The organism is Streptomyces sp. JW3, from assembly GCF_052216785.1.
Lineage (GTDB): Bacteria > Actinomycetota > Actinomycetes > Streptomycetales > Streptomycetaceae > Streptomyces.
Genome location: NZ_JBQOUX010000035.1, coordinates 25,450 through 50,567 on the forward strand (window position 1 = coordinate 25,450; position 25,118 = coordinate 50,567).

The window sequence follows — 25,118 nt, forward strand, 5'->3', positions numbered from 1 at the left end:
CTGACAGGGCGGACGTGGCAACTCTGGCACATCATCGCAGCACCCGGACGCGGGGGTCCGCTAGGAGGCATTCGCCCACCTCGCGGGAGAGATGGGCGGTTTGGGTCACTTGTTCGGAGGCGGCCCGTCGAGCGGCCGGCCGAGGACGCCGGGGCGCCGCTGCCAGGGCCGGGGTCCGGTGGGCGGCCGGTAGCCGACGCCCAGGGCGTCAAGTCGCGCGTAGTGGCCGGTCATCCGGTGCTCGAAGGCCGTGAAGTCCCGGTCCGCCGGGGCCGGCAGCGCGCTCCAGGCGACCTCGGCGAAGGCGGCGAGCCGCGGGAAGGTCTGGTAGTCGACCCGGGCCGGGCTCTCCATCACCTCGGTCCAGACGTTGGCCTGGGTGCCGAGCACCCGCCCGACCTGTGCCGCCGTCAGCTCCGGTGGCACGGGATCGAACCGGTAGACGTCCTCCAGGGTGCGGACGAACCCGATCGGCACCGGTTCGTCGGCGCCGGCGTGCTGCCGGTGGTCCAGGTAGACGTGCTGTTCGGGGCACATGACGACGTCGTGTCCGGCGCGCGCGGCGGCGATGCCGCCCTGGTAGCCGCGCCAGGAGGAGACCGCCGCGCCGGGTGCGAGGCCGCCCTCCAGGATCTCGTCCCAGCCGATGAGCCGGCGTCCGCGCGCGGCCAGCCAGGTGCTGAAGTGCCCGATGAACCACGCCTGCAACGCGTCCTCGTCGGCCAGTCCCAGTTCCGCCATCCGCGCCTTCGCGGTCGCCGACCGGCGCCACTGTTCCTTGGGGCATTCGTCGCCGCCGACGTGAATGAACTCCGAGGGGAACAGACCGAGGAGTTCCTCGAACACACCCTCGTAGAAACGCAGGGTGTTCTCGGTGGGGGCGAGGACGTTCGGGGAGATCCCCCAGGTGTCCCAGACGCCGAGCGCGGCGGTGTCGACGACGTCGGTGTTGCCGAGTTCGGGATAGGCGGCGACGGCGGCCTGCGAGTGGCCGGGGACGTCGATTTCGGGGACGACGGTGATGTGCCGTTCGGCGGCGTAGGCGACGATCTCGCGGATGTCGTCCTGGGTGTAGAAACCGCCGTGCGGCTTGTCGTCCCACAGCGGTGAGGCGCGGTGGCCGAATTTGGTGCGGGAGCGCCAGGCGCCGGTCCCGGTGAGCCTCGGGTAGCGCTGGATCTCGATCCGCCAGCCCTGGTCGTCGGTGAGGTGGAAGTGGAAGACGTTGAGTTTGTGCGCGGCCATCAGGTCGAGATAGCGCAGCACGCCGTCCTTGGGCATGAAGTGCCGGGCCACGTCCAGCATCAGGCCGCGCCAGCGGAACCGGGGGGCGTCCTCGACGTCGACGGCGGGCAGTTCCCAGTCCCGGTCCGGCCGCAGCGGGGCCCGCCGGAAGGCGTCCGGCCCGAGCAGCTGCCGCAGGGTCTGGGCGCCCCAGAACACCCCGGCCGCGCTGCCGCCCCGGATCCGCACCGGATACTCGCCGGTGCCGAGGCGGTAGCCCTCGGGCGGCAGCGCCGGGTCGACGGCCAGCTCGATCCGTTCCGGCCCGTCCCCCGCCGCGAACGCCAGCCCGGTCGCCGCGCCGAGCGTCGCCCGCAGCCAGCGCGCGGCCCCCTCGGTACCCTCCCCGGCCACCAGCCGCGTCGCCGGCCCGAGCCGCACTCCGCTCCCGCCCCCGCTCCCGCCCCCGGCCGCGCCCGCGACCGCACTTCGCACCTGTGGCACAAACCCGAATTCACCTGACATACGCACCTCAATCCTTGACCGCTCCGCCGAGGCCGGAGACGAGCCGCCGTTGCACGAGTACGAAGAAGACCAGCACCGGAATCGTCATCACCGTGGACGCGGCCATCACGCCGCCCCAGTCGGGGTCGTCCGGTTTGTAGAAGACCAGCAGCGCCATCGGCAGCGTCGACTGCGAGGTGTCGCTGATGATGAACGACTTGGCGAACAGGAAGTCGTTCCAGGTGGAGATGAAGGAAAACACGCTGGTGGCCACCAGGCCCGGGAAGACCAGCGGAAAAAGGACCTGCCACAGGAATCGCGCCCGGCTCGCCCCGTCGAGGTACGCGGCCTCCTCCAGTGCCTCCGGCACGGCTTTCACGAAACCCCGCAGCATCCAGATCGCGAAGGGCAGCGAGAAGGCGATGTGCGGCAGGATCAGCGACCCCAGCGTGTTCAACTGGCCGAGGTCGCGCATGAGGAAGAACAGCGGGATGGTGAGCGCTTCCACGGGCACCATCTGGGCCACCAGGAACATGATCAGCAAGGTGGTCCGGAAACGGAACCGGAATCGCGTCACGGCGGTCGCCGCGAGAAACGCGATCAGCGCCGAGGCGATCACGACGACCCCCGCGACGAGCAGACTGTTGCCGAAGTAACGGCCGAATTCCTGCTGCCCGAACACCCGCCGGAACGAGTCGAGGGACGGCGCCAGGGTCCACGGCCGCGGCGAACTCGACTCGATCTCCCCGGCCGGTCTGAACGCGCTCAGCACCATCCAGTACAGCGGCAGCGCGACGACTGCCGCGATCAGCAGCGCCGACGCCTCGGCGGCGAACCTCCACGGACGTCTCACAGTTCCTCCCCCTGCCGCCGCAGCAGCCGCAGATACCCGAGGGTCACGGCGAGCAGGATCAGCAGCATCACGACGCCGATCGCCGAACCGAGGCTGTACTGCGAGGAGGCGAACGCCTTCTGGTAGGCGTAGACGTTCAGCACGAGGTTCTGCCCGGCGATCCCGCCGCCGCCGGTCATCACGTAGATCTGCGTGAAGACCTTGAAGTCCCAGATCACCGACTGGATGGTGACGACCGTCAGGATCGGCCGCAGCATCGGCGCCAGCACGGACCGCCAGATCCGCCACTGCGAGGCGCCGTCGAGGGCGGCGGCCTCCAGCACCTCGGCGGGCACGGCGCGGATGCCGGCGTAGACGGTGACCATCACGAACGGGAAGGAGCACCAGACCACTTCGAGCAGCACCAGCAGGAAGGCGCTGTACCGCCCGTACGTCCAGGAGTGGTCGCCGAGCCCGAGAAACCGGTTGACCGGCCCGAAATCCGGGTCGAACAGCAGCAGCCACACCGTCGACCCGGTCACCGCGGGCGTCGCCCACGCCCCCAGCGCGGCCAGCATCAGCACCAGCCGCGGCACGGCCCGCACCCGGGTCAGCAGCACGGCGAGCGCACACCCGACGGCAATCGTGCACACCACACAGGCGGCCGCGAAGACGACGGTGGCCAGCAGCACCCGCCAGAACTCCGGGTCCCCGAACAGTTCACGGTAGTTCCCGAGCCCGCGAAAGCTGGTGGGCTCCCCACCGCTCACCTGGGCCTGCGTGTATTCCAGGAAGGAGATCAGCCCGAGCTGATAGACGGGGTAGACGAGCAGCCCACCGAGGACGACAAGTGCCGGCGCGAGGTAGATCCAGGGGGTGAGGCTGCCCACCCAGGGGCGCGGGGCTGTATTGGATGTGCGGCTACCGCCGCGTGGGCGCGCCCAGCCCTCACGCAGCCGCACCCGAGGCTCAACCGTCACAGCGCAGAACCGATCTCCGCCGCCGCGTCATCCGCCGCCGCGGCAACCCCCTTCCGGCCACTCACGATCTCCTGGAACATGGTCGGCAGGACCGCCCCCGCGTCGATCTCCGCCCATCCGGGCGAGACCGGCACGAACTGCGCCCCCGCCTCCAAGGTCTCCACGAACGGCTTCACGAACGGCTCGGACGCCGCCGCCTCCGCCCGCACATCCGTGAACGTCGGCAGGAACCCCATCGCCTCGAACAGCTCCCGCTGCGTCGCCTTCGACGCCAGCCGCTTCATCAGGTCCACGGCCAGCGTGCGATGCGACGTGGACTTCAGCACACCGATGTTGTTGCCGCCCGCGAAGGCCGGCGCGATCGACCCCGGCGCCACCCCCGGCAGCGGCACGACCGCGTACGTGCCCTTGACCGCTCCCGCCTCCACGGCGGCATGGCTGAAGTCGCCGCCGATCGCCATCCCCGCCTTGCCGGCCGCGAACGCGGTCACCGTGTCGTTGCCGCCCATCCCGGCGCACTTCGCCGCCGGGCAGTTGTCGTCGCCGAAGAGGTCGGTGTACGCCTCGATGCCCGCGCGCGAGGCCGCGCTGTCCAGGTCGGTCAGCTCACCCCCGTGCGCCCACAGGAACGGCAGCGCGCCGTAGGTGTAGGCGCCGCCGACCACCAGGCCGTACAGGCCGGGTTCGGCGGCCCGGATCTTCCTCGCGGTGGCGGCCAGTTCCGCCAGCGACCTGGGCGGTTCCAGGCCCAGGTCATCGAAGAGATCCGTGCGGTAGTACAGGGCACGCGCGCCGACGAAGAACGGCGCGCCGTACACCTTGCCGGCCACCGTGACCGACCGGCGGGCCGTGGGGTCGGTGTCCTTCGCCTCGTCCCAGGCGCCGAACTCGGCGGTGACGTCGGCCAGTCCGCCGTCCGCGACATAGCCCGCGGTGTCGGTGTTGCCGTACTCGATGACGTCGGGCGCGGAGCCGGGGTCGTTGAAGGCGGCCTTGACGCGCTGGGCGCGGGTCTCGACGGGGATGTACTCGACGGTGACGTCGGTGCCGGCGTGGGCTTTCTCGAAGCCGGCCACGACCGCGTCGACGACCTTCTCCTTGGGCTGGTTGCCGACCTCCTGGAAGAGCCAGACCCGCAGGGTGCCGGACTTCTCGTCGCCACCGGAGGAGGAACCCCCGGAGGTCCCCGGCGCGCAGGCGGTGGCGGCGATGACGGTGAGCAGTAGAGCCAGTCGGACGGGGAGCTTCATACAGCGGTCCTCCGCAGCAGGCGTTGCAACATGCGCAATGGTGGTTTTGCTCTGCACAACACCATGGAGGCTAAGTACTACATGAACATGTCCACAAGAGGTCTGAACCATTTCCCGGACAGCGCGAAGGCCCCCGCAGTGCGCCGGAAACACGCACTTCGGGGGCCCGCGGGACAGGCGGTGAGCCTACTTCTTGTCGCCGCCCTTGCCCTTGCCCTCGTCCCCGCCGCCGCTCATGGACTCGTAGATCTCCTTGCACATGGGGCACACCGGGTACTTCTTCGGGTCGCGGCCCGGTACCCACACCTTGCCGCACAGCGCCACGACGGGCGTGCCGTCGAGGGCGCTCGCCATGATCTTGTCCTTCTGGACGTAGTGGGCGAAGCGCTCGTGGTCACCGTCGCCGTGGGACACCTGTGGCGTCGGCTCTACGAGGGTCCCCGTACCAGTCCCGCGCTCGGGCTCAAGAGTGCTCATAACCGCCAAGGGTACTGAAGCGGGCCCGCTTCAGTTGAGCGAAGGGTCGTCCGGGTACGTCGCCACCATCGCCAGTTCGCTGCGCTGGCGGCGCAGCACCTCGCGCCAGAGCCGCTCGGGCAGCGGCGCGGAGACGTCGCCGGGCTCGGACTCGACCACGTACCAGGCGCCCTCGGCCAGTTCGTCCTCCAGCTGACCGGGGCCCCAGCCGGCGTATCCGGCGAAGATCCGGAGCGAGCCGACCGCGCGGGCCAGCAGTTCCGGCGGTGCCTCCAGGTCGACCAGGCCGATCGCGCCGTGCACCCGGCGCCAGCCCAGCGGGTCGCCGCCGTCGCCGTCGCCGGGCACCACGGCCACGCCGAGCGCGGAGTCCAGCGAGACCGGGCCGCCCTGGAAGACGACGCCGGGGTCGCCGGCCAGCTCCGCCCAGCCGTCCAGGATGTCGCCCACCCCGACCGGGGTCGGGCGGTTGAGGACGACGCCGAGGGAGCCCTCCTCGTCGTGGTCGAGGAGCAGCACCACCGCACGCTCGAAGTTCGGGTCCGCCAGGGCGGGTGTGGCCACGAGCAGCCGCCCTGTGAGCGAGGACACCTCGGTCATGCCTGACATGATCCCGCATCCCGCGCCGCGGTGGGGAGGCAATCGGGGGCACCGGAGTGAACGCAGCTCAGGCGGCACCCCGGCGCGCCCCGTCGTACGCCCGTCCGCCGTGACCCCATGTGCCCGGCGGTGCACCGTTCGTGTTGTGACAGAACCATGAAGTGCCTGTGCGGTCCTGGGCTTACGGCCCCCGGCCGATGGACCATTACCCTTTCCCTTCTGGCCCCTGCCCCACCCCAACGGAACGCGAGATTCATGACCGTCAACGGCGCTGATGACGTACTGCTTGTCCACGGCGGGACCCCGCTGGAGGGCGAGATCCGTGTCCGCGGTGCGAAGAACCTCGTACCGAAGGCCATGGTGGCCGCGCTCCTCGGCAGCGCGCCGAGCCGGCTGCGCAATGTGCCGGACATCCGCGACGTACGGGTCGTACGCGGACTGCTCCAGCTGCACGGGGTGACGGTCCGTCCGGGCGACGAGCCGGGTGAGCTGGTGCTCGACCCGACCCATGTGGAGAGCGCCAACGTCGCCGACATCGACGCGCACGCGGGCTCCAGCCGGATCCCGATCCTGTTCTGCGGCCCGCTGCTGCACCGCCTGGGCCACGCCTTCATCCCGGGCCTGGGCGGCTGCGACATCGGCGGGCGGCCCATCGACTTCCACTTCGACGTGCTGCGGCAGTTCGGCGCGACCATCGAGAAGCGGGCCGACGGGCAGTACCTGGAGGCCCCGCAGCGGCTGCGCGGCACCAAGATCCGGCTGCCCTACCCGTCGGTCGGCGCCACCGAGCAGGTGCTGCTGACGGCGGTGCTCGCGGAGGGCGTCACGGAGCTGTCCAACGCGGCCGTCGAGCCGGAGATCGAGGACCTGATCTGCGTCCTGCAGAAAATGGGCGCGATCATCGCGATGGACACCGACCGGACCATCCGGGTCACCGGCGTGGACGAGCTGGGCGGCTACAACCACCACGCCCTCGCGGACCGCCTGGAGGCCGCCTCCTGGGCGTCGGCGGCGCTGGCGACCGAGGGCAACGTCTACGTCCGCGGCGCCCAGCAGCGCTCGATGATGACGTTCCTGAACACCTTCCGCAAGGTGGGCGGCGCCTTCGAGATCGACGACGAGGGCATCCGCTTCTGGCACCCGGGCGGCCGGCTGAAGTCCATCGCCCTGGAGACGGACGTGCACCCCGGCTTCCAGACCGACTGGCAGCAGCCGCTGGTGGTGGCGCTCACCCAGGCCACCGGCCTGTCCATCGTGCACGAGACGGTCTACGAGTCCCGGCTCGGCTTCACCTCGGCGCTCAACCAGATGGGCGCGCACATCCAGCTCTACCGGGAGTGCCTGGGCGGCTCCGACTGCCGCTTCGGCCAGCGCAACTTCCTGCACTCCGCGGTGGTCTCCGGACCGACCCGCCTCGAGGGCGCCGACCTGGTCATCCCCGACCTGCGCGGCGGCTTCTCGTACCTGATCGCGGCGCTGGCCGCCCAGGGCACCTCCCGGGTGCACGGCATCGACCTGATCAACCGGGGCTACGAGAACTTCATGGAGAAGCTCGTGGAACTGGGCGCGAAGGTGGAACTGCCGGGCAAGGCGCTCGGATAGCACGCGCGTACGCCGATGGGGCGGTCACCCGGACTCGGGTGACCGCCCCATCGGCGTTGACTGCCGCGCCCCGTCAGAGGCGCGGGGAACTGCGCGCCCAGCCACATCCGGCCCGCAGATTCCCCTGGCGTTCACAAGGGAACGCTTACTTGCCCTTGGCCGCTTCCTTCAGCTTGGAGCCCGCGGACACCTTCACGCTGTAACCGGCCGGGATCTGGATCGGCTCGCCGGTCTGCGGGTTGCGGGCGGTACGAGCGGCACGGTGGGTGCGCTCGAAGGTCAGGAAGCCGGGGACGGTGACCTTCTCGTCGCCCTTGGAGACGATGTCGCCGACGACCTCGGCGAAAGCGGCCAGTACGGCGTCGGCGTCCTTGCGGGTCACCTCGGCACGGTCGGCCAGCGCGGCCACCAGCTCACTGCGGTTCATGTTGTTACTCCCGTGTTCTTCTTGCCGTTGAGGCGTGGCACGCGGCGTAGCCGCATGTTGGGCAGGTCCGTCGCCGGACCCACGCGCCCAGGGAGGCATCCTGCCTCTACCTGCGGCGGTAAAGCCAATCCGGCACCCGCAGGAGTCAGGAGACCACCCGCGGGAGTCACACGAAGTGACTGCCCGGGCCCGGCCGCCCACCCTAAAGGGCCGCCGCGGGTGCCGGTCCAGCGACGCGCGGGTGAGGACCGCCCCGCCCGGCGTGGCGATCCTCACAGCCGTCGCCCTGTTACGGGGCGACGGCGGCGCCCACCGCCTTCGCCGCGTCCCGCACCGCGCCGGCGACGGCACCGGCGACCTTGTCGTTGAAGACGGAGGGGACGATGTAGTTCGGGTTCAGCTCGTCCTCGGTCACCACGTCCGCCAGCGCCGTCGCGGCGGCCAGCATCATCTCGGTGTTGACCGTGCGGGACTGGGCGTCCAGCAGGCCGCGGAAGACGCCCGGGAAGACCAGCACGTTGTTGATCTGGTTCGGGAAGTCGGAGCGGCCGGTGGCGACCACGGCGGCGCTCCGGCGGGCGACGGCGGGGTCGACCTCGGGGTCGGGGTTGGCCAGCGCGAAGACGATCGCGCCGTCCGCCATGGCGGCCACGTCGTCGCCGTCCAGGACGTTCGGGGCGGAGACGCCGATGAAGACGTCGGCGCCGCGCACGGCCTCCTTCAGGGTGCCGGTGAGGCCCTCGGGGTTGGTGTTGTCGGCGATCCAGCGCAGCGCCGAGCCGGGGGCGGCGTCGACCAGGTCCTCGCGGCCGGCGTGCACCACGCCGTGGATGTCGGCGACCACCGCGTTCTTCACCCCGGCGGCCAGCAGCAGCTTCAGGATGGCGGTGCCGGCCGCGCCCGCGCCGGACATCACCACCCGCACGTTCTCGATGCCCTTGTCGACCACGCGCAGGGCGTTGGTGAGGGCGGCGAGCACGACGATCGCGGTGCCGTGCTGGTCGTCGTGGAAGACCGGGATGTCCAGGGCCTCGCGCAGCCGGGCCTCGATCTCGAAGCAGCGCGGCGCGGAGATGTCCTCCAGGTTGATGCCGGCGAAGCCCGGGGCGATGGCCTTGACGATCTCCACGATCGCGTCGGTGTCCTGGGTGTCCAGGCAGATCGGCCAGGCGTCGATGCCGGCGAACCGCTTGAACAGGGCCGCCTTGCCCTCCATGACCGGCAGCGCGGCCTTCGGGCCGATGTTGCCTAGGCCGAGGACGGCGGAGCCGTCGGTGACGACCGCGACGGAGTTGCGCTTGATGGTCAGCCGGCGGGCGTCCTCGGGGTTCTCCGCGATCGCCATGCAGACCCGGGCGACGCCCGGGGTGTAGACCATGGAGAGGTCGTCACGGTTGCGGATGGGGTGCTTGGACGCCATCTCGATCTTGCCGCCGAGGTGCATCAGGAACGTACGGTCGGAGACCTTGCCCAGGGTGACGCCCTCGATGCCGCGCAGTTCCTGCACGATCTCGTCGGCGTGCGAGGTGGAGGAGGCGGCGATGGTGACGTCGATGCGGAGCTTCTCGTGGCCGGACGCGGTGACGTCGAGGCCGGTCACCGAGCCTCCGGAGGACTCCACGGCGGTGGTGAGCTGCGAGACGGCGGTTCCGCTCGCGGGCACCTCCAGCCTGATGGTCATCGAGTAGGAGACGCTGGGCGCCGTAGCCATGGCCGACTTCTTCCTCTGCTTAAACCGTTAACCGTGTTGCGTGGTCGTGCCGTCCGATGGTCGCACCTACCCCTGAGTACGTGGTAGCCGCCCCTATTTCGGAAAACGGCTTCCACCATACGAGAATTCACCGCGTCGGGAAAGAGATCCCGGAGACGGGAATGGTCTCGCGGGGATCGTTTGTTACCTTGGACGTGGCACCGGCCCGATCCAAGCCCCCGGGCCCAACCTTCGTCGCTACGAGCGACCACTTGCCGCGAGGCGAGCATGGCGGGTCGGTGTCACCCAAGCAGAGCGGCGAAGCCCGCACCGGATGTCCGGTGCGGGCCTCGCCTCGTTCTCCCGTTCAGTCGCGCAGCAGGTCCGGCACCCCGGCCGGGTCCGGCTCGTCCCGCTCCCCGGAGACCACCGTGAGCTGCTGGGTGGCCCGGGTCAGGGCGACGTAGAGCACCCGCAGCCCGGCCGGCGACTCGTCGGCGATCTCGGCCGGGGAGACCACCACCGTGGCGTCGTACTCCAGGCCCTTGGCCTCCAGGCTGCCGAGCGCCACCACCCGCTCCCCCAGGCCCGCCAGCCAGCGCCGGGCCTCCTCGCGGCGGTTCATGGCCACGACGACGCCGACCGTGCCGTCGACCCGCGCCAGGAGCCGGGCGGCCTCCTCGCGGACCGTCTCGGCGAGCGAGCCGCGGACGACCGCGAAGACCGGCTCGACGCCGGTGGAACGGACCGCCTTCGGGGACGCGGAGCCGGGCATGGCGAGGGCGAGCACCTTGGCCGCCAGCTCGGCGATCTCGGCCGGGTTGCGGTAGTTGACGGTCAGTTCGAAGCGGCGCCGGGGACGGGTGCCCAGCGCCTCGTCGCGGGCGGCGGCCGCCTCGTCCGGGTCGGACCAGGAGGACTGCGCGGGGTCGCCGACCACCGTCCAGGTGGCGTGCCGGCCGCGGCGGCCGACCATCCGCCACTGCATCGGCGTGACGTCCTGCGCCTCGTCGACGATGACGTGCGCGTACTCGGTGCGCTCCTCGGCCAGCCGCTCGGCCCGCTCGCGCCGGGTCTCCTCGCGCTGCGGCATCAGCTCCTCCAGGCCGCTGAGCTGGTCCAGCGGGTCCAGCTCGCGCCGCTTGCGGGGGCGGGCCGGGGCGCCCAGGATCGCCTGGAGCTCGTCCAGCAGCGCGATGTCGTGCACCGAGTAGCCCTCGCGCCGCAGCGAGCGGGCCACCTTGCGCACCTCGCCCGGGTTGAGCACCCGGCGCGCCCAGCGGCCAAGGCGTCGCTCGTCGGCCATCGCGGCCAGCACCGAGGCGGGCGTCAGCTCCGGCCACCAGGCGTCCAGGAAGGCGATGAAGGGGTCCTCCGCCGAGACGTCCTCGTCGAAGGAGGAGCGCAGTTCGGCGGCGAGTTCCGGGTCGGTGTGCCGGGTCGCGGCGCCGGACCGGGCCCACAGGGCGTCCAGGAGCAGCTTGCGGGCGCGCGGGCGCAGCAGGTTGACCGGCGCGGTGCCGCTAAGGGCGGTCTGCCGGATGCCGGCCAGCTCCGCGGCCTCCAGCTCCAGCCGGCGGCCGAAGGCGACGACCCGCAGCCGGGCCGCCGGATCGTTCTGCTCCAGGGCGCCGCGCGCGGCCCGGCGCAGCACCTTCAGCATCCGCGCGGAGCCCTTGGCGCGGGCGGTGGCCGGGGAGTCGTAGAGGGTGGCCTCGGCGCCGTCGAACAGGGAGCCGATGGCCCGGATGGCGACCTGGCCCTCCTCGCCGAGGGACGGCAGCACGCCCTCGGTGTAGGACACCAGCAGCGGGGTCGGGGAGACGATCAGGATGCCGCCCGCGTACCGGCGCCGGTCCTGGTAGAGCAGGTACGCCGCCCGGTGCAGGGCGACGGCGGTCTTGCCGGTGCCGGGGCCGCCCTCGACGTAGGTGACGGAGGCGGCGGGGGCGCGGATGACGAGGTCCTGCTCGGCCTGGATGGAGGCGACGATGTCCCGCATGGAGTGGGTCCGGGCCTGGCCGAGCGCGGCCATCAGGGCGCCGTCGCCGAGCACGGCCAGTTCCTCGCCGTCCAGGTACGCCTTGATCTCGGGGCGCATCAGATCGTCCTCGACGCCGAGCACCCGGCGCCCCTTGGACCGGATCACGCGCCGGCGCACGACCCGCCCCGGGTCCACCGGCGTGGACCGGTAGAACGGGGCGGCGGCCGGCGCCCGCCAGTCGATGACCAGCGGCGCGTAGTCGGCGTCCAGGACGCCGATCCGGCCGATGTGCAGGGTCTCGGCGATGTCGGCGGTCGCGTCGGGCCGTACGGCGCCCTCGGCGGGCTCCACGGCGGTGTACGCGCCGTCCGGGCCCTTCTTGCCGTCCTTGCCCCGCAGCAGGTCGACGCGGCCGAAGAGGAAGTCCTCGAACTCGTTGTTCAGCCGGTTGAGGTGGACGCCGGCCCGGAAGACCTGGGCGTCCCGCTCCGCCAGCGCGCCGGGCGTGCCGACCTGGCCGCGCTGGGCGGCGTCGTGCATGAGGAACTCGGCCTCGTGGATCTTCTCCTCAAGACGGCGGTACACCCGGTCCAGGTGCGCCTGCTCACCACTGATCTCCCGCTCTCGGACAGAATCCTGGATTCTGTCCGAGTCGACGGCCGAATCCTGTTGCGCCTGTGCGGCCACCGGGCCCCCTTCTGACGTGCTGGGCAGCCGTCAACCGTACGCGAAGGGGGCCGGTGAAGCTACGCGTCGACCTCGACCAGCCGTTCGCCGCCGAAGGTCATGACCTCGAAGTGGTCGATCTGGTTCGGTTCGAAGGCGGCGCCGCCGTGTACGTAGAGCGGCTGTTTGGCCTTGTCGGTGGTGGCGTCCGGGAGGCCGTAGCCCCACTTCGGGACCGACCAGGAGGTGACCGTCTCGCGCTCGCCGTTCTTGCCGACGGCGATCAGCGCGCACTTCTCCGGCCCCTTGACGTTCTTCAGCTCCAGGACCGCGTGCGTGCCCCACGCCTTCTTCTCCACCGCCACGGTCGCGCTGACCTCGGTGTCCGGGTCGGTGGCGCTGACCCGGTCGGTCATGTCGCCGAACGCCTCCTGGGCGGGGCTGGTGCTGCTGCGGACCTCGGCCGTCCGCCCGCCCTCGCCGCCGCTGGTGGTGGCCACGGCGGCGAACGGGCCGCCGACGATCAGCGCGGCGGCGGTGCCCACCAGGTACAGGTTGCGGCGCTTCTTGCGGGCGCGGCGCTCGGCGACCTCGTCGACGAGTTTCTCCGCCACCCGGGGCGCGGGCCGGGCGGAGAGCGACTCGCCGAGCGCCGGGGTGCCCACCCCGCCCGGCAGGCCGGCCAGCGCGGCCATCATCGGTTCCATGCCGGCCAGTTCGTCGAGCTGCTGGGCGCACCACTCGCAGCCGGCCAGATGCCGCTCGAAGGCGGACGCCTCGGCGTCGTCGAGAATCCCGAGGGCGTAGGCGCCCACGGTCTCGTGCTCGCTGGGCACCGGAGACTCCCGCATGGGGCCAGCCATACCCGGACCTCCCGCACCGAACCCCCGAGATCCCCCGTGAACCCCGTTCGTCACGCCGTCACCCCCCGCTCCTCCAGTGCCAGCTTCATCGATCGCAGGGCGTAGAACACCCGGGAGCGGACCGTGCCGCTCGGTATGCCCAGGGTCTCGGCCGCCTCATTGACGGTACGCCCTTTGAAGTACGTCTCGACGAGTACTTCCCGGTGGGCCGGGGTCAGGTCGTCGAGCGCGTCCGACAGCGTCATCAGCCACAGCGCCTTGTCGATCTCGTCCTCCGCGGGGATGACCTCCAGCGGCGACGGATCGACCTCCTGCGGCCGGGCCTGCCGGCTGCGATGGCCGTCGATGACGATGCGCCGGGCGACCGTCACCAGCCAGGGGCGTACCGATCCGGTCGCCCGATTGAGCGAACCGGCGTTCTTCCAGGCCCGGATGAGCGTCTCCTGCACGACGTCCTCGGCGCGCTGCCGGTCCCCCGCGACCAGCCGCAGCACATACGCCAGCAGCGGACCGGCGTGCTCCCGGTACAGCGCGCGCATCAGTTCCTCGTCGGGTTCCGAGGACGACCGGGCGGCGGACATCCGATGCCGGGCCCTCGTACCGCGTTCCTTGGCCACGACGGGATCCTTGCGCACGCCCACCTCCGGTGTCCGGGGGTTCCCCCGAGTCGGTCGCTCGTCCATTCGGTACGGATGGGGAGGGTGGGGTGTTCAAAGGCGGGGGACAGAATTCCGCCGGGCGGCCCACGGGGGTTGAGTACGGCTACTCATGCCGGGACGGGCACGCCGGGCCACCATGGGGACAGGCCAACTCCGGCCCCGCTCAAAGGACTCCGCCATGCCGAACGCCACCCGTCCACGCCGGTTCCTCGCGCTCGCCACGGGCAACTGGCCCGCCCGGGGCTACTTGGCACTGGTCGCCGCCTCCGCGCCGCTCACGCTGCTGTTCCCGGACGCCGCGCTCCCGGTGGACCCGGTGCTGCTGACGGCACCGCTGTCGTTCGCGGCGGTCGTCCTGCCCTTCGGGCCGGGGAGCGCGACGGAGGGACCCGGGGCGGTCCCGGCCGTCGCCCTCTGGCTGCTGTGGCTGACGCTGTGCGCCCTCGTGAACGCGGCGGCGGTCGGGGCCCTGGCCGAGGGGCGGGCGCCGGCCGCACGGACGCCCGGCGGCCGCGCGCTCCGGCCGCGCGCCCTGCTGACGGCCGCGGTGGACAACTGGCCGGCCCGGACCTACCTCGCCGTCGTGGCGGCGGCGCTGGGCTTCTTCCTGTACGCCGTACACCTGACGCCGGACCCGGGGATGGCGGGCATCTGGCCGCTGCTGGCGACGGCGCCGCTGAGCTTCGTGGCCGTCCTGGCGTTGATACCCGAGTCCGGCTGGCTCGGCACATGGGCCTTCTCGGCGGGGGTGGCCCTGTCCGGCCTGCTCAACGCGGCTCTGCTGGGCCTACTGGTCCGCCGGGCATCTATCAACGGCCCTCACCTGAGCGCCCCGTAAGGGACGCGGGGCTGTGCTCGATCTGCGGCTACCGCCGCGGGGCGCGACAAGCCGCAACGCACCCGCACCCGCACCCGCACCCGCACCCGACACCCGACCCAACCACCCGCACTCACGCCCGAGCCACCGAAGCAACCCGCCGCCGATGCCGGGCAACCCGCTCCCGATTACCGCACACCTCACTGGAGCACCACCGCCGACGCCGCCCCCGCGAGGTGTCCAGGTACACGACCGGACAACTGTCCCCCGCACACTGCCGCAGCCCGCCCCGCGCCACCGGATCGGTCAGCAGCTCCACCGCGTCCCGCGCGAGCGCCCCGAGCAGCGCCGCACACGACGGCGGCTCCGCCAACTCCCGCACCAGTACGCCCCCGTCGACAGCCACCGCCCGAGGCGCCGGCGGCGCGGCGCGTGCCAGGGCGTTGACGTGGGCGAGGGCCTGGGGGTCGGGACGGCCCCCCGGGGCGAGCCGGTCCCGGACCAGCCGCCCCGTGTGGGCGCGCAGTTCACGGAAGGCGCCGAGCCAGGAGGCGTTGGCGTGGTCCAGCCGGGTACCCGGCGGAACCACCCCGCAGGCACTGATCCAGGCACACAGGGCCGCGGCGGAGTCGAGATGTTCCGTCGGGTGGGCGGTGGTGAGGAGATCCAGGCAGGGTCGTCCGGTGTCGAAGCGTGCCATGTTCCTGTCACCACCAGGGCTCTACGACGGGAGGGAACCGTCCTCCCACAGTGCCCGCCCGCACCGGCAGCCGGAACCCCCCGTACCGGCTAGGCGTCGTACTTGGACTCGGCCGACGGGTCCAGAGCGAGCCGGTAGCCGCGCTTGACGACGGTCTGGATCAGCTTGGGCGCTCCCAGGGCGGTGCGCAGCCGGGCCATCGCCGTCTCGACGGCGTGCTCGTCGCGTCCGGCGCCGGGCAGCGCGCGCAGCAGCTCCGCGCGGGGCACCACCCAGCCCGGCCGCTTCGACAGGGTCCGCAGCAGCGACATCCCGGCGGGCGGTACGGGTTTCAGCGCGCCGTCCACCAGTACCGCGTGCCCGCGGATCTCCACCCGGTGCCCGGCCACCGGCAACGCCCGCGCCCGGGACGGCAGTTCGCGGCAGAGCAACTGCACCAGCGGTCCGAGCCGGAACCGCTCGGGCTGGATCGTGTCGATGCCGAGGCCCTGCAACGGCAGCGCGGTGACCGGGCCGACGCAGGCGAGGAGCACGTCGTGGCCGAAGGCGGTGAGCAGTTCGGGCAGCAGCCCGCGTTCGTCGGCGCGGGAGAGCAGGGAGGCGGCGGCGGGCGCGCTGGTGAAGGTGATCGCGTCCAGGCCGCGGGAGACGGCGGCGTCCAGCAGCCGGTCGACGGGGCCGATGTCCTCCGGCGGCATCCACCGGTACACCGGCACCCCGACCACCTCGGCGCCCCCGGCCCGCAGCGACTCCACGAACCCGGGCAGCGGCTCCCCGTGCAACTGCACGGCGATCCGCCGCCCGTCGACGCCTTCCTCCAGCAGCCGGTCCAGTACTTCCGCCATGGACTCGGACGACGGCGACCACTCCTCGGTCAGCCCGGCGGCCCGCACCGCGCCCTTGACCTTGGGCCCGCGGGCCAGCAGCTCAACCGTCCGCAGCCGTTCCAGCAGGGCCTCGCCGAGACCCCACCCCTCGGCGGCCTCGATCCACCCCCGGAACCCGATGGCGGTGGTGGCGATCACGACGTCGGGCGCCTGGTCGATCAGCTCCTTGGTGGCGGCCAGCAGCTCGCTGTCGTCGGCGAGCGGCACGATCCGGATCGCCGGGGCGTGCAGGACGGCCGCGCCACGCCGGGTCAGCAGCGCGCCCAGCTCGTCGGCGCGGCGGGCGGCGGTCACGCCGACGGTGAAGCCGGCCAGGGGTCCGTGGTCGTCGGTTTTTCGCTGTACGTCGTCCATGGCCTCGTCCCGCTTGTCAGTGCCGTGCCCATCGTGCCGAACGAGCCTGTCAACGGCTCGTGACAGACTCTGTCCGGATATATGTCACCAGTGTTACGTCACACCTTGGCGTAGCTGAGCTGCGCGTTCTCCTCCGTGGGGGCGGCGGTGTCCTTCGTACCGGCAGGCGTACGCCGAAGGTATACCGCCCAGGTGAGCCCGAAGCAGGCGGCGTAGAAGGCGAGGAAGGCGACGAAGGCGCCGGTGCCGGAGCCGTAGGAGAGGAACGACTGCCGGAAGGCGAGGTTGATCCCGACCCCGCCGAGCGCGCCCACGGCCCCGATCAGCCCCATCGAGGCCCCGGACAGCCGCCGCCCGTAGGAGGCGGCCGCCTCTCCTTCCAGCCCCTTGGCCTCGGCCTTGGCCTGGAAGATGCCGGGAATCATCTTGAACGTCGACCCGTTCCCGAGCCCGCTGAGCACGAACAGGAAGACGAACGCGGTGACGAACAGCCCCAGCGACTCGCCCATGCTGGCGACGATCAGCACGGCGGTGGCGGCGCCCATCGCCACGTAGTTCCACAGCGTGATCTTCGCGCCGCCGTACTTGTCGGCGAGCTTGCCGCCGACGGGCCGGATGAGGGAGCCGAGCAGCGGCCCGATGAAGGTGACGTACGCGGCCTCCAGCGGCGTCCGGCCGAACCCGCTCTGCAACACCTGCCCGAAGGCGAACGAGTACCCGATGAACGACCCGAAGGTCCCCACGTACAGGAAGGACATGATCCAGGTGTGCCGGTCCCGGGCGGCGTCCTTGGCGGCGCCGGTGTCGTTCTTCACGGACGCGATGTTGTCCATGAAGACCGCGGAGAGCACGGCGGCCACGACGATCAGCGGAATGTAGATGCCCAGCAGCACCCGCGGCCCGCCGCTCGCCCCGATGATGGCGAGCGCGGCCAGCTGGATGACCGGCACGCCGATGTTGCCGCCGCCGGCGTTCATGCCGAGCGCCCAGCCCTTCTTCCTGAGCGGGAAGAAGGCGTTGATGTTGGTCATGGAGGAGGCGAAGTTGCCGCCGCCGATACCGGCCAGCAGCCCGACGAGCAGGAACGTCGAGAACGACGTCCCGGGCTCCATCACCACGAACGCGGCGATGGTCGGGATGAGCAGCAGACTGGCCGAGATGATCGTCCAGTTCCGCCCGCCGAAGATCGCGACAGCGAAGGTGTAGGGCACCCGCACCACGGCCCCGACCAGCGTCACCACGGACGTCAGCAGGAACTTGTCGGCGGGGGTGAGCCCGTACTCCGGCCCCATGAAGAGGACGAGCACGGACCACAGGGTCCAGACCGAGAACCCGATGTGCTCGGAGAGCACGGAGAAGAACAGATTCCGGTTGGCGATCTTCGCACCGGTCCGCTCCCAGAACGACTCGTCCTCGGGATCCCAGTGCTCGATCCAGCGACCTCCTGCTGCCATGACGCCTCCACGCTCCTGCGGGCTTTGGATTTCCGAAGGTAGGGAGGCCGCGTTTCGGGACTGTGGCTGTGGGTGACCGGTGGGGAACGTTGCTCTCACCCTGCGGGGGGCGGGGGTGAGAGGTTCCGGCCGGACTCGGGACGCGGCAGCAGGCAGCGCCGAGCGTCCTGGGGACAAGCGTCGCCTGTGGGAGAAGCACGACAGCGGGGCCGCCGCGGACGGCCCCGCTGTCACACTGCTGTGTTGTTGTGCTGGTCGTCAGGCGGGAAGGTCGAACTCTCCCTTGGAGGCACCGTCGAGAAAGCAACGCCACTGATGGGCGCCGACCACGAACGGGGGGTTGCCGAGATCCTCGTTGTCCCGGAGGGCCACTCGACCGTCGGGCAGAAAGGCGACTTCCAGGCATCCGCCGCTTCCGCTGCTTGCCGAAGCCTTGAACCAGCTCAGGTTGTCGAGGTCGAGGTTGGCGTCGTTGCTCATGGTTTCTCCCTTACGGCCTTCTGCAGAAGGGCCGCCGTGTCGTCAGGGTCGAGCGCGTGCGCGCGGAGCAGGTCGAGGGAGCGCGAGAACTTGCGAACGTCGTAGGCCCGGTCGAAGTAGAGGTTCCCCGCGGGGCTGTCCACGTAGGCCACCGGCGACGCGTCCTCGAAATCCAGGATCGCGAAGGCGCCACCGAGGCCGGGGTGTGCTCCTTTGCTGACCGGCATCAACTGGACGGTGACGTTCTCCAGTCGGCTCATCTCCAGCAGGTGACCGATCTGTTCGCGTATCGCCTCAGCCGTCCCGATCGGCCGCCGGATCGCCGTCTCGTCGAGGACCGCCCACAGTTCGAGCGGAGCGGAATCCTTGGTCAGCAGTTCGGCCCGGCGGGCGCGGACGCGCACCAGGTCCTCGATGTCCAACGGCCTGTTGGCCGGCCAGGCCGCGAGGACCTCCCGGGCGTACGCCGACGTCTGCAAGAGACCGGGCACGAGCACCGGTTCCCAGGCCCGTTCAGCCGCCGCGTCCGTCTCGAAGGACAGCAACGTGTCCAGGCCACTGGGCAGGATCTCGCGGTATGCGTCCCACCAGGCCGAGCCGCTGACGGCGCCGCTCGCCAGGTTCCGGAGAGTCTGGATCTGCTGCTCGTCGGTGATCTCGTACAGCTCGCACAGCGAGCCCAGTTCACCGTCCTGCAGACGGGCTCGGCCCGTGCCGCTCTCGATACGGGACACCCGGGTCTCGCTGCACCCCAGGTGCTGGGCCACATCGGCGGCACGTAGGCCACGGCTTTTCCGGAGCCGTCGAAGCTCAGCCCCGAGTTGCCGTTTACCGGCCGCCGTCTGCGCCACGTCCCACCGCCTCCCCCTCCGCTTGCGCGGTTTCCCGCCGACTTGCGCACTTTCCTGCGCACAGTCTGCCTCACTGCACCTCTGCTCTGCACACACGGGGTTACGCCTCCGCCACATATGCCGCATGCGTCTGCGGACTTACCTCTTTGGTGCGCATACCTTGCTGCGCACTTGCGCATCCGATGCGCACCGGTTCACTGTAGAGCCGGACGCGCACGCCGTGTAGCGGACTACTTACCACCCGTAGTTCAGGCATGGCCTACACGGTCAGCGGCCTGAACAGCCAGGGACATACGGCCTGGCCGGTGCGTGTCTGCCCGCACCACCTACACACCGGAGGCACCCAGTGATCCCCCTTAGCAGCCGTAGGCCCCTCGACGAGGACTGGCGCCCCGGCATGGTGCCGAGTCCCCGGCTCGCCACCGCCTGGACCGTCCGCCGGGCACCGTTCATCAAGGTCGTCGGGGTCGACGTCGTACGCGTCACCAGCGCCTACGCCCCGACCGTCCTCGCCGTCCTCCGGGAACGCGGCGTTCCGCGCGGTCCGGTCCTGACCAACGTGCCTCGCCGGGCGGTGGAGTTCGTCGTGGCCCCTGGCACGGCGGACGCGTGGCCCGCGCTGCACCTGACGGTGGGTGTGGCCGGCGCCGTGATGCGCTGTCCCGCGCCGTCGGTGACCAGCAGCAGCGGACTGGCTCCGGTCGCCGGTCGTGTGTGGCTGACTCCGCCCGGCCCCGGCACTCCGGACGCCACCGACGCCGACCACCTCGCCGAGGCGGTGACCGTGGCCCTCGTCCGGCACACCAGGACGCGGGCCCGCGTCGAGCGTTGCCACGCCGAGGAGGCCGGACGGTGACCGCCGAAAGCCTCCCCAGCACCGATGACGGGCCCGCCGTCCGGTGGCGAGAACTCGCCGCCGTGCCCCCGCAGGACACACAGCCCCGCGCGCACGCCCAGCCACGCCACCTGCCCCAGCAGTCCATGACGTGGCAGCTGTCCGGCCGCTCTCTTCGCTGCCCCGCGCAGGCGCGGACCGCCGTCCGTGCCGCCTGCGAACGGTGGCAGGTGGTGAGTCCGGTCGTGGACGACGCGGCCGTGATCGTCTCGGAGTTGACGAGCAATGCCGTGCAGCACGCCCCGGCCGCCGAACTGACCCTGTCCCTGCGGCTGTCCACCGGGCACGTGTGGGTGTCTGTGTCGGACCACGGGCCGCGCACGCGTATCCAGCCACATGAGGCTGCCGACACCGACGAGCGCGGTCGAGGACTCGCGATCGTCGAGGCCCTGGCCACGAGGTACGGAGTCGACTCCAGCGCGGCCGGTACTACGGTCTGGGCCTGCCTGGAACTGCCGGCCCGCACGCCCCAGCAGATCGAAGAGACACCCGATGACGCCCGCGCCCACCCGTGACGAGCACCCCGAGACGTCCCTGGCTGCACTACGATCACAAGGTGTTCGAGTACCACGGTTGGGTGACGATCAGGGGAACCACCGCGGCTGACGACGAGTCCCATCTGCACCGGATCGTTGACGAGCTGCACCGCCACATCGACCTGGTGGACAGCCCGTACTTGCTCGACCTCAGGTGGATGAACGGCGAACCCTTCATCCACCTGGGCGGCTTCTCGAATCACCGCTCGCCGGATGCTGCCGAACTGTTCGAACACGTGGCCGTCGTGGCACCTGGATCCTACGGACTCCTTCACATCCACGATGCCGAGGACCCAGACCACGGAGGCGAGGTTCGCGTGCTGAGGCTCGTTCGAGGAACGGTCACGCAGCACACAGAATCTCTGCTGTCCCCGTATGTGCCGACAGTGGAGGACCCAGATCCCCTTCTCGGGTGAGGTCATTGCGGCGGATCGCGGGGCGCGACGGGGCAGCGGGTCGTCCCCCGCACAGGCCCCATCAGGTCAGCGTCGGCCTCCGCGACTCCGCGCGCCGGAAGGCTGGGCGAGGCGTCCGCCACGGTCACCCACACCGCCCCCGGCGACGGCCGCTCCAGCGTCAGCCAGCACCGCCCCGGGTCCTGTGCGCCCGCCCCAGCCGGTTACGTAGATCGTGAGTACGGCCCGGCAAGGCCGGCGAGATCCACATGAGCCGGCCTTCGGGATCGGTGACGACCTGCACGTTCACGCCGTGGCACCGGTGCTTGTAGGAGTAATCGGCGCGTCCGTCGCCCAGGCGGTCGCACTCGCTGAGGGTGCCGTCCAGGAGCACGTAGTCCGGGTCGTGCTCGCGCAGGGTCTTGAGCAGGCCCGGTGCCCGGTCGGCGAGGAGCTGCACGACGGCGGTGGTGTAGGCGTGGGCGGTGCCGACGGATATGCCAAACCCGGTGGCGATCTGGGCAAGGGTGTCGTGCTTGCGCAGGTAGGCGAGAGCGAGGAGGGCGCGCTGGTGCGGCGGGAGCTTGCAGCGGCGGTCACCCTCTCGGGTGACGATAAGCATCGTGACCCACTCGACCAGCGCATGAGGCAGGTCGAGTGCGGCAGGACAGGAAACCAACAGGGCTCCTAAACCGGCAGGTTGAGACTTCGAACACCTCGCCCAACGGCACGGGAGCCCTGTCCGTTGCGGGCGCCAAGGTCATCACCCGATCGGTGGCAACGCTGAAAAGGCTCACTGCACTTGGCACTGTCCTGAGTACGCGTACTCAGCCCGACCCGAGTCGTCCAGCGCTGTCGCGCACGGTCCGGGTTCCCCACACTGAGCCCCTGCCACGTCAAGAGGGGAACCCATGGGCCGCCAGCTGCAGTTACGCGTTGCCACTCCGGAGGATCTCGACTGGATCCATGAACTGCGGCACCGGGTGTACGCGGAGGAACTCCACCAGCACGCGCCCGATCCCAGCGGACGGCTCCAGGACGGGCTGGACGGTGACAACGTCTATCTGGTCGCCGCGCGGGAAGCGGACCGTATCGGTTTCGTCAGCCTGACTCCGCCGTGGCTCGGCCGGTACGCGCTGGACAAGTACCTGAGCCGCGACGAACTGCCGCTGCTGAACGACGAGGCGGTGTTCGAGGTACGCATCCTCACCGTCGAGCCACGCTGGCGTGCCACCGCGGCGGCACCCCTGCTGATGTACGCCGCGCTGCGCTGGATCGTCTCCCGGGGCGGTCGCCGGGTGGTGGCCATGGGGCGGACCGAGTTGCTGGACATGTACCTGGCCGCCGGACTGCGTCCGGTCGGGCACACCGTCCGCAGCGGCGCGGTGTCCTTCGAGGTACTGACGGCGGATGTGGCCGAGTTGACGGAAGCCGCCGCCGGTCGCCATCGCGGCACCCTGCGGCGGTTGGCGGCACGGGTCGACTGGCGGCTGGACATGGCGTTCCTGACCAGTCCGGACGGCTGCGAGCACGGTGGCGCCTCGTTCACCGCCATCGGTACCGACTTCCGCCGCCTGCAGCGACGCGCCCAGGTGGTCGCCGCCGATGTGCTGGACGCCTGGTTCCCGCCCGCTCCGGGGGTGCGGGCGGCGCTCACGCAGGACCCGGACTGGGCGGTGCGGACATCACCGCCGGCCGACGCCGAGGGTCTGGTGGCCGAGATCGCCGCCGCTCGTGCGCTGCCGCCCGAAACGCTCGCGGTCGGCGCCGGATCGTCCGACCTGATCTTCCGGGCGTTCGGCCGTTGGCTGACCCCGGACAGCCGGGTGCTCCTGACGGACCCGACCTACGGCGAGTACGCCCACGTCACGGAACGCGTGATCGGGTGCCGCGTGGACCGGTTCCCGTTGCGGCGGGCGGACGGCTGGCGGATCGACGTGGACCGGTTGTCCGCTGCCATCAGGGCCGGACGCTACGACTTCGTGGTGGTGGTCAATCCCAACAATCCGACGGGGCGGCATGTCCCGGCGGCCGACCTGTACTCCGCCGTCGCCGCCGCACCGGAGCGCACCCGCTGGTGGATCGACGAGGCGTACCTGGGATACGTCGGTCTCACCGAGTCGCTCGCGGGGGCGGCCACGACGGACCCGCGGGTCGTGGTGTGCAGTTCGCTGTCGAAGATGTACGCGCTCTCCGGCGCGCGGGCCGCCTTCCTGGTCGCGAACCCGGCCACCGTCCGCGACCTGCGCCGGTGGACTCCGCCCTGGCCGGTCAGTCTCCCGGCCCAACTGGCTGCGGTGGCCGCCCTGCGCGACCCCGCCCACTACCGCGACTGCTGGCGGCGCACGCACGCACTGCGGCGCGACCTGGCATCCGCTCTGGCCGGCCTGGACGGGAGCCTGAACGTCGAGGAAGGGGTGGCGAACTTCCTCAATGTGACCCTGCCGTCCGGCGGACCGAGCGCCGCGGAGTGGGTGCGGGAGTGCCGGCGTCATGGTGTCTTCCTCCGCGACCTCTCCCCGCTGACGCCGGCGTACCAGGGCCGCACGGTGCGCGTCGCGGTCCGGGACACCGCGGAGAACGCGCGCATCGTGGCCGCGTGCTGGACCGCCTGGCACGACCTGCGGGGGCCTGCCGTACCGGCTGTCGCCGGTGTGTCCGTCGCGGGCCCGGCCCGGTGATCAGCGCCGCTTCGCTGGCTCCCCAGCTCGGCGGGGCACTGCTGCTGAGCGGTGTCGCGGTGGCCGTGTCCGGGCGCCGCGAGCTGCTGATCCGGTGGTGCGCCTGGGCGGCCGGGGTGCCCCTGGTCACCGCCGCGTTCTGGTGGGGCCCGCCGGGTGCCGCGGTCGTCGCCGTACTGGCCGGGGTCGTCGCCGCGCTGGAGTTCGGCGGCCTGACGCGGCTCGGCCGGGCGGATCGGACGGTGCTGGCCGCCGGGGTGTCGGCCGTGGTGCTGAGCGCCTGGCTGCTGCCCGGGGAGGTCTTCCGGGTGGCCGCGGTCGCGGCCCTGGCGGTGGCTGCCGTGCCGCTGCTGGCCGGTGACGGCGACCGCGGCCTGCACCGGCTCGGCGCCGGGCTGCTCGGGCTGGTGTGGCTGAGTCCGCTGGCCGCCCTGGTGCCGCTCGGGGCCGGCGCGCTGGCCCTGTTCGTCGCGGTGTCGGTCGCCGACATCGTGGCGTACTTCGCCGGTCGGAGGCTCGGCGGTCCGCCGCTGTCACCCCTGTCGCCGGCCAAGCGCTGGAGCGGAACCCTGGCCGGAGCCGCGGCCGGCCTGGCTGCCCTCGCCTTGCTGACCGCCCTGAGCTGGCCGATGGTGATCGCGGTGGCGGTCGGCGGACCGGCCGGCGACCTCATCGAATCCATGGTCAAGCGAGGCGCGCAGGTGAAGGACGCCGGTCGCTGGCTGCCCGGGTCCGGCGGCCTGCTGGACAGGATCGACTCGCTGCTTATCGCCCTGGCACTCCTGCTCGTCCTGCGCTGATCTGCCAGGACGTGATCGGCGCGAGCGCTGCTGCGACCCCCGCGTGACAGCAGGGGCCGCAGAGCGAAGAGATGTCAGAACGTCATGGACCAGGTGTCGAGGGTGCCGGTGCCGCCCGCGGACCGGTCCTCGACCCGCAGCTTCCACGTTCCCGCGGCCACCGACGCACTCGCGTCCACCGTGTACGTCGTACTCAGCGTCCCGCCCGGATCCGACCCGTTCGTCGCCTTCAACGCGTACACCTTGCCCGCCGGATCCACCAGATCGATCTTCACCTCACCCAGCCACTCATGCGTGACATCCACGGCCACCCGCAGGGCCTCCGGCGCGTTGCCGGAGACACCGTCCACCGTGATCGACGACTCGGCCGTTCCCGGATCAGGGACGGCGTAGGAGGCTTGATTCTCCAACGACGGGAAGGTCAAGGACCACTTGTCGAGGGTGCCGGTGCCGCCCGCGGACCGGTCCTCGACCCGCAGCTTCCACGTTCCCGCGGCCACCGACGCACTC

The 25,118-nt window shown here is 71.3% G+C and carries 24 protein-coding genes and 1 pseudogene; 7 read left to right on the plus strand and 18 right to left on the minus strand.

What is annotated here, in order from left to right; all coding sequences use genetic code 11:
• Window positions 1-105: 105 nt before the first annotated feature.
• From ACTT8P_RS16510 to ACTT8P_RS16535, 6 genes are all read right to left on the minus strand, one after another.
• Window positions 106-1,749, minus strand: coding sequence for a beta-N-acetylhexosaminidase (locus ACTT8P_RS16510; protein ID WP_442832398.1), 1,644 nt, complete (start codon window positions 1,747-1,749; stop codon window positions 106-108).
• 7 nt (window positions 1,750-1,756) lie between these two features.
• Window positions 1,757-2,581, minus strand: coding sequence for a carbohydrate ABC transporter permease (locus ACTT8P_RS16515; RefSeq protein ID WP_442832399.1), 825 nt, complete (start codon window positions 2,579-2,581; stop codon window positions 1,757-1,759).
• Window positions 2,578-3,522, minus strand: a complete 945-nt coding sequence (locus ACTT8P_RS16520) for a carbohydrate ABC transporter permease (RefSeq protein ID WP_442832427.1) — start codon at window positions 3,520-3,522, stop codon at window positions 2,578-2,580. Before ACTT8P_RS16520 ends, ACTT8P_RS16515 begins: the two co-directional genes overlap by 4 nt.
• Before the next feature lie 14 nt (window positions 3,523-3,536).
• Complete coding sequence (locus ACTT8P_RS16525) at window positions 3,537-4,790, minus strand: extracellular solute-binding protein (protein ID WP_442832400.1); 1,254 nt, start codon at window positions 4,788-4,790, stop codon at window positions 3,537-3,539.
• A gap of 186 nt (window positions 4,791-4,976) precedes the next feature.
• Window positions 4,977-5,267 carry a DUF3039 domain-containing protein gene (locus tag ACTT8P_RS16530; RefSeq protein WP_361159822.1) on the minus strand — a complete coding sequence of 97 codons (291 nt, stop codon included), beginning with the start codon at window positions 5,265-5,267 and terminating at the stop codon, window positions 4,977-4,979.
• Window positions 5,268-5,297: 30 nt separating this feature from the next.
• A complete protein-coding gene (locus ACTT8P_RS16535) occupies window positions 5,298-5,867 on the minus strand; it encodes a YqgE/AlgH family protein (protein ID WP_361159825.1) in 570 nt (189 codons plus the stop codon).
• Window positions 5,868-6,122: 255 nt separating this feature from the next.
• Between ACTT8P_RS16535 and murA the strand changes: the two genes are divergently transcribed.
• Window positions 6,123-7,469, plus strand: coding sequence for a UDP-N-acetylglucosamine 1-carboxyvinyltransferase (murA, locus tag ACTT8P_RS16540; protein WP_442832401.1), 1,347 nt, complete (start codon window positions 6,123-6,125; stop codon window positions 7,467-7,469).
• Between the two features lie 145 nt (window positions 7,470-7,614).
• Here murA and ACTT8P_RS16545 read toward each other — a convergent pair whose 3' ends face one another.
• From ACTT8P_RS16545 to ACTT8P_RS16565, 5 genes are all read right to left on the minus strand, one after another.
• The gene (locus ACTT8P_RS16545) at window positions 7,615-7,896 is read right to left on the minus strand and encodes an HU family DNA-binding protein (RefSeq protein WP_004987462.1); all 282 of its coding nucleotides are present in this window, start codon (window positions 7,894-7,896) and stop codon (window positions 7,615-7,617) included.
• A 289-nt stretch (window positions 7,897-8,185) separates the two neighbouring features.
• Window positions 8,186-9,607, minus strand: coding sequence for an NAD-dependent malic enzyme (locus ACTT8P_RS16550; RefSeq protein WP_442832402.1), 1,422 nt, complete (start codon window positions 9,605-9,607; stop codon window positions 8,186-8,188).
• 346 nt (window positions 9,608-9,953) lie between these two features.
• Complete coding sequence (locus tag ACTT8P_RS16555) at window positions 9,954-12,257, minus strand: HelD family protein (protein WP_442832403.1); 2,304 nt, start codon at window positions 12,255-12,257, stop codon at window positions 9,954-9,956.
• A gap of 59 nt (window positions 12,258-12,316) precedes the next feature.
• Window positions 12,317-13,087 (minus strand): anti-sigma factor family protein, encoded by a 771-nt coding sequence (locus tag ACTT8P_RS16560; RefSeq protein ID WP_442832404.1) that lies wholly within the window; start codon window positions 13,085-13,087, stop codon window positions 12,317-12,319.
• 62 nt (window positions 13,088-13,149) lie between these two features.
• Window positions 13,150-13,740, minus strand: coding sequence for a sigma-70 family RNA polymerase sigma factor (locus tag ACTT8P_RS16565; RefSeq protein ID WP_442832405.1), 591 nt, complete (start codon window positions 13,738-13,740; stop codon window positions 13,150-13,152).
• Between the two features lie 196 nt (window positions 13,741-13,936).
• On the opposite strand from ACTT8P_RS16565, the gene ACTT8P_RS16570 reads away from it, so the two are divergent.
• Complete coding sequence (locus ACTT8P_RS16570; RefSeq protein ID WP_442832406.1) at window positions 13,937-14,596, plus strand: SCO4225 family membrane protein; 660 nt, start codon at window positions 13,937-13,939, stop codon at window positions 14,594-14,596.
• Window positions 14,597-14,708: 112 nt separating this feature from the next.
• On the opposite strand, the gene ACTT8P_RS16575 is transcribed toward ACTT8P_RS16570, so the two are convergent.
• The 5 genes from ACTT8P_RS16575 to ACTT8P_RS16595 form a co-directional block, all read right to left on the minus strand.
• On the minus strand, window positions 14,709-15,275 hold the full coding sequence (locus tag ACTT8P_RS16575) for a CGNR zinc finger domain-containing protein (protein WP_442832407.1): 567 nt from the start codon (window positions 15,273-15,275) through the stop codon (window positions 14,709-14,711).
• A gap of 89 nt (window positions 15,276-15,364) precedes the next feature.
• Entirely contained in the window at window positions 15,365-16,516 is a 1,152-nt protein-coding gene (locus ACTT8P_RS16580) for a uroporphyrinogen-III synthase (protein WP_442832408.1), read from the minus strand.
• Between the two features lie 98 nt (window positions 16,517-16,614).
• Window positions 16,615-17,970, minus strand: coding sequence for a nitrate/nitrite transporter (locus ACTT8P_RS16585; protein ID WP_442832409.1), 1,356 nt, complete (start codon window positions 17,968-17,970; stop codon window positions 16,615-16,617).
• 258 nt (window positions 17,971-18,228) lie between these two features.
• Entirely contained in the window at window positions 18,229-18,450 is a 222-nt protein-coding gene (locus ACTT8P_RS16590; protein WP_442832410.1) for a DUF397 domain-containing protein, read from the minus strand.
• Window positions 18,447-19,301 carry a helix-turn-helix domain-containing protein gene (locus ACTT8P_RS16595; RefSeq protein WP_442832411.1) on the minus strand — a complete coding sequence of 285 codons (855 nt, stop codon included), beginning with the start codon at window positions 19,299-19,301 and terminating at the stop codon, window positions 18,447-18,449. Before ACTT8P_RS16595 ends, ACTT8P_RS16590 begins: the two co-directional genes overlap by 4 nt.
• Window positions 19,302-19,698: 397 nt before the next feature.
• Here ACTT8P_RS16595 and ACTT8P_RS16600 point away from each other — a divergent pair, with 397 nt between their 5' ends.
• Genes ACTT8P_RS16600 through ACTT8P_RS16610 form a run of 3 tightly spaced genes read left to right on the plus strand, consistent with a single transcriptional unit; the run spans window position 19,699 to window position 21,148 of the window.
• Entirely contained in the window at window positions 19,699-20,157 is a 459-nt protein-coding gene (locus ACTT8P_RS16600) for a hypothetical protein (RefSeq protein ID WP_442832412.1), read from the plus strand.
• Window positions 20,154-20,711, plus strand: coding sequence for an ATP-binding protein (locus tag ACTT8P_RS16605; RefSeq protein WP_442832413.1), 558 nt, complete (start codon window positions 20,154-20,156; stop codon window positions 20,709-20,711). The genes ACTT8P_RS16600 and ACTT8P_RS16605 overlap by 4 nt, the downstream gene beginning before the upstream one ends.
• 41 nt (window positions 20,712-20,752) lie before the next feature.
• Entirely contained in the window at window positions 20,753-21,148 is a 396-nt protein-coding gene (locus ACTT8P_RS16610) for an Imm7 family immunity protein (RefSeq protein WP_442832414.1), read from the plus strand.
• 181 nt (window positions 21,149-21,329) lie between these two features.
• On the opposite strand, the pseudogene ACTT8P_RS16615 reads toward ACTT8P_RS16610, so the two are convergent.
• Window positions 21,330-21,806 (minus strand): annotated as a pseudogene (locus ACTT8P_RS16615) (transposase family protein); the annotation flags it as partial.
• A 232-nt stretch (window positions 21,807-22,038) separates the two neighbouring features.
• Between ACTT8P_RS16615 and ACTT8P_RS16620 the strand changes: the two are divergent.
• Together ACTT8P_RS16620 and ACTT8P_RS16625 are read left to right on the plus strand one after the other, a co-directional pair.
• Window positions 22,039-23,808, plus strand: coding sequence for an aminotransferase class I/II-fold pyridoxal phosphate-dependent enzyme (locus ACTT8P_RS16620; RefSeq protein ID WP_442832415.1), 1,770 nt, complete (start codon window positions 22,039-22,041; stop codon window positions 23,806-23,808).
• A complete protein-coding gene (locus tag ACTT8P_RS16625) occupies window positions 23,808-24,608 on the plus strand; it encodes a phosphatidate cytidylyltransferase (RefSeq protein WP_442832428.1) in 801 nt (266 codons plus the stop codon). The genes ACTT8P_RS16620 and ACTT8P_RS16625 overlap by 1 nt, the downstream gene beginning before the upstream one ends.
• Window positions 24,609-24,682: 74 nt before the next feature.
• On the opposite strand, the gene ACTT8P_RS16630 is transcribed toward ACTT8P_RS16625, so the two are convergent.
• Window positions 24,683-25,118, minus strand: a 436-nt coding sequence (locus ACTT8P_RS16630; protein ID WP_442832416.1) for a proprotein convertase P-domain-containing protein, incomplete at its 5' end; no start/stop codon positions are given.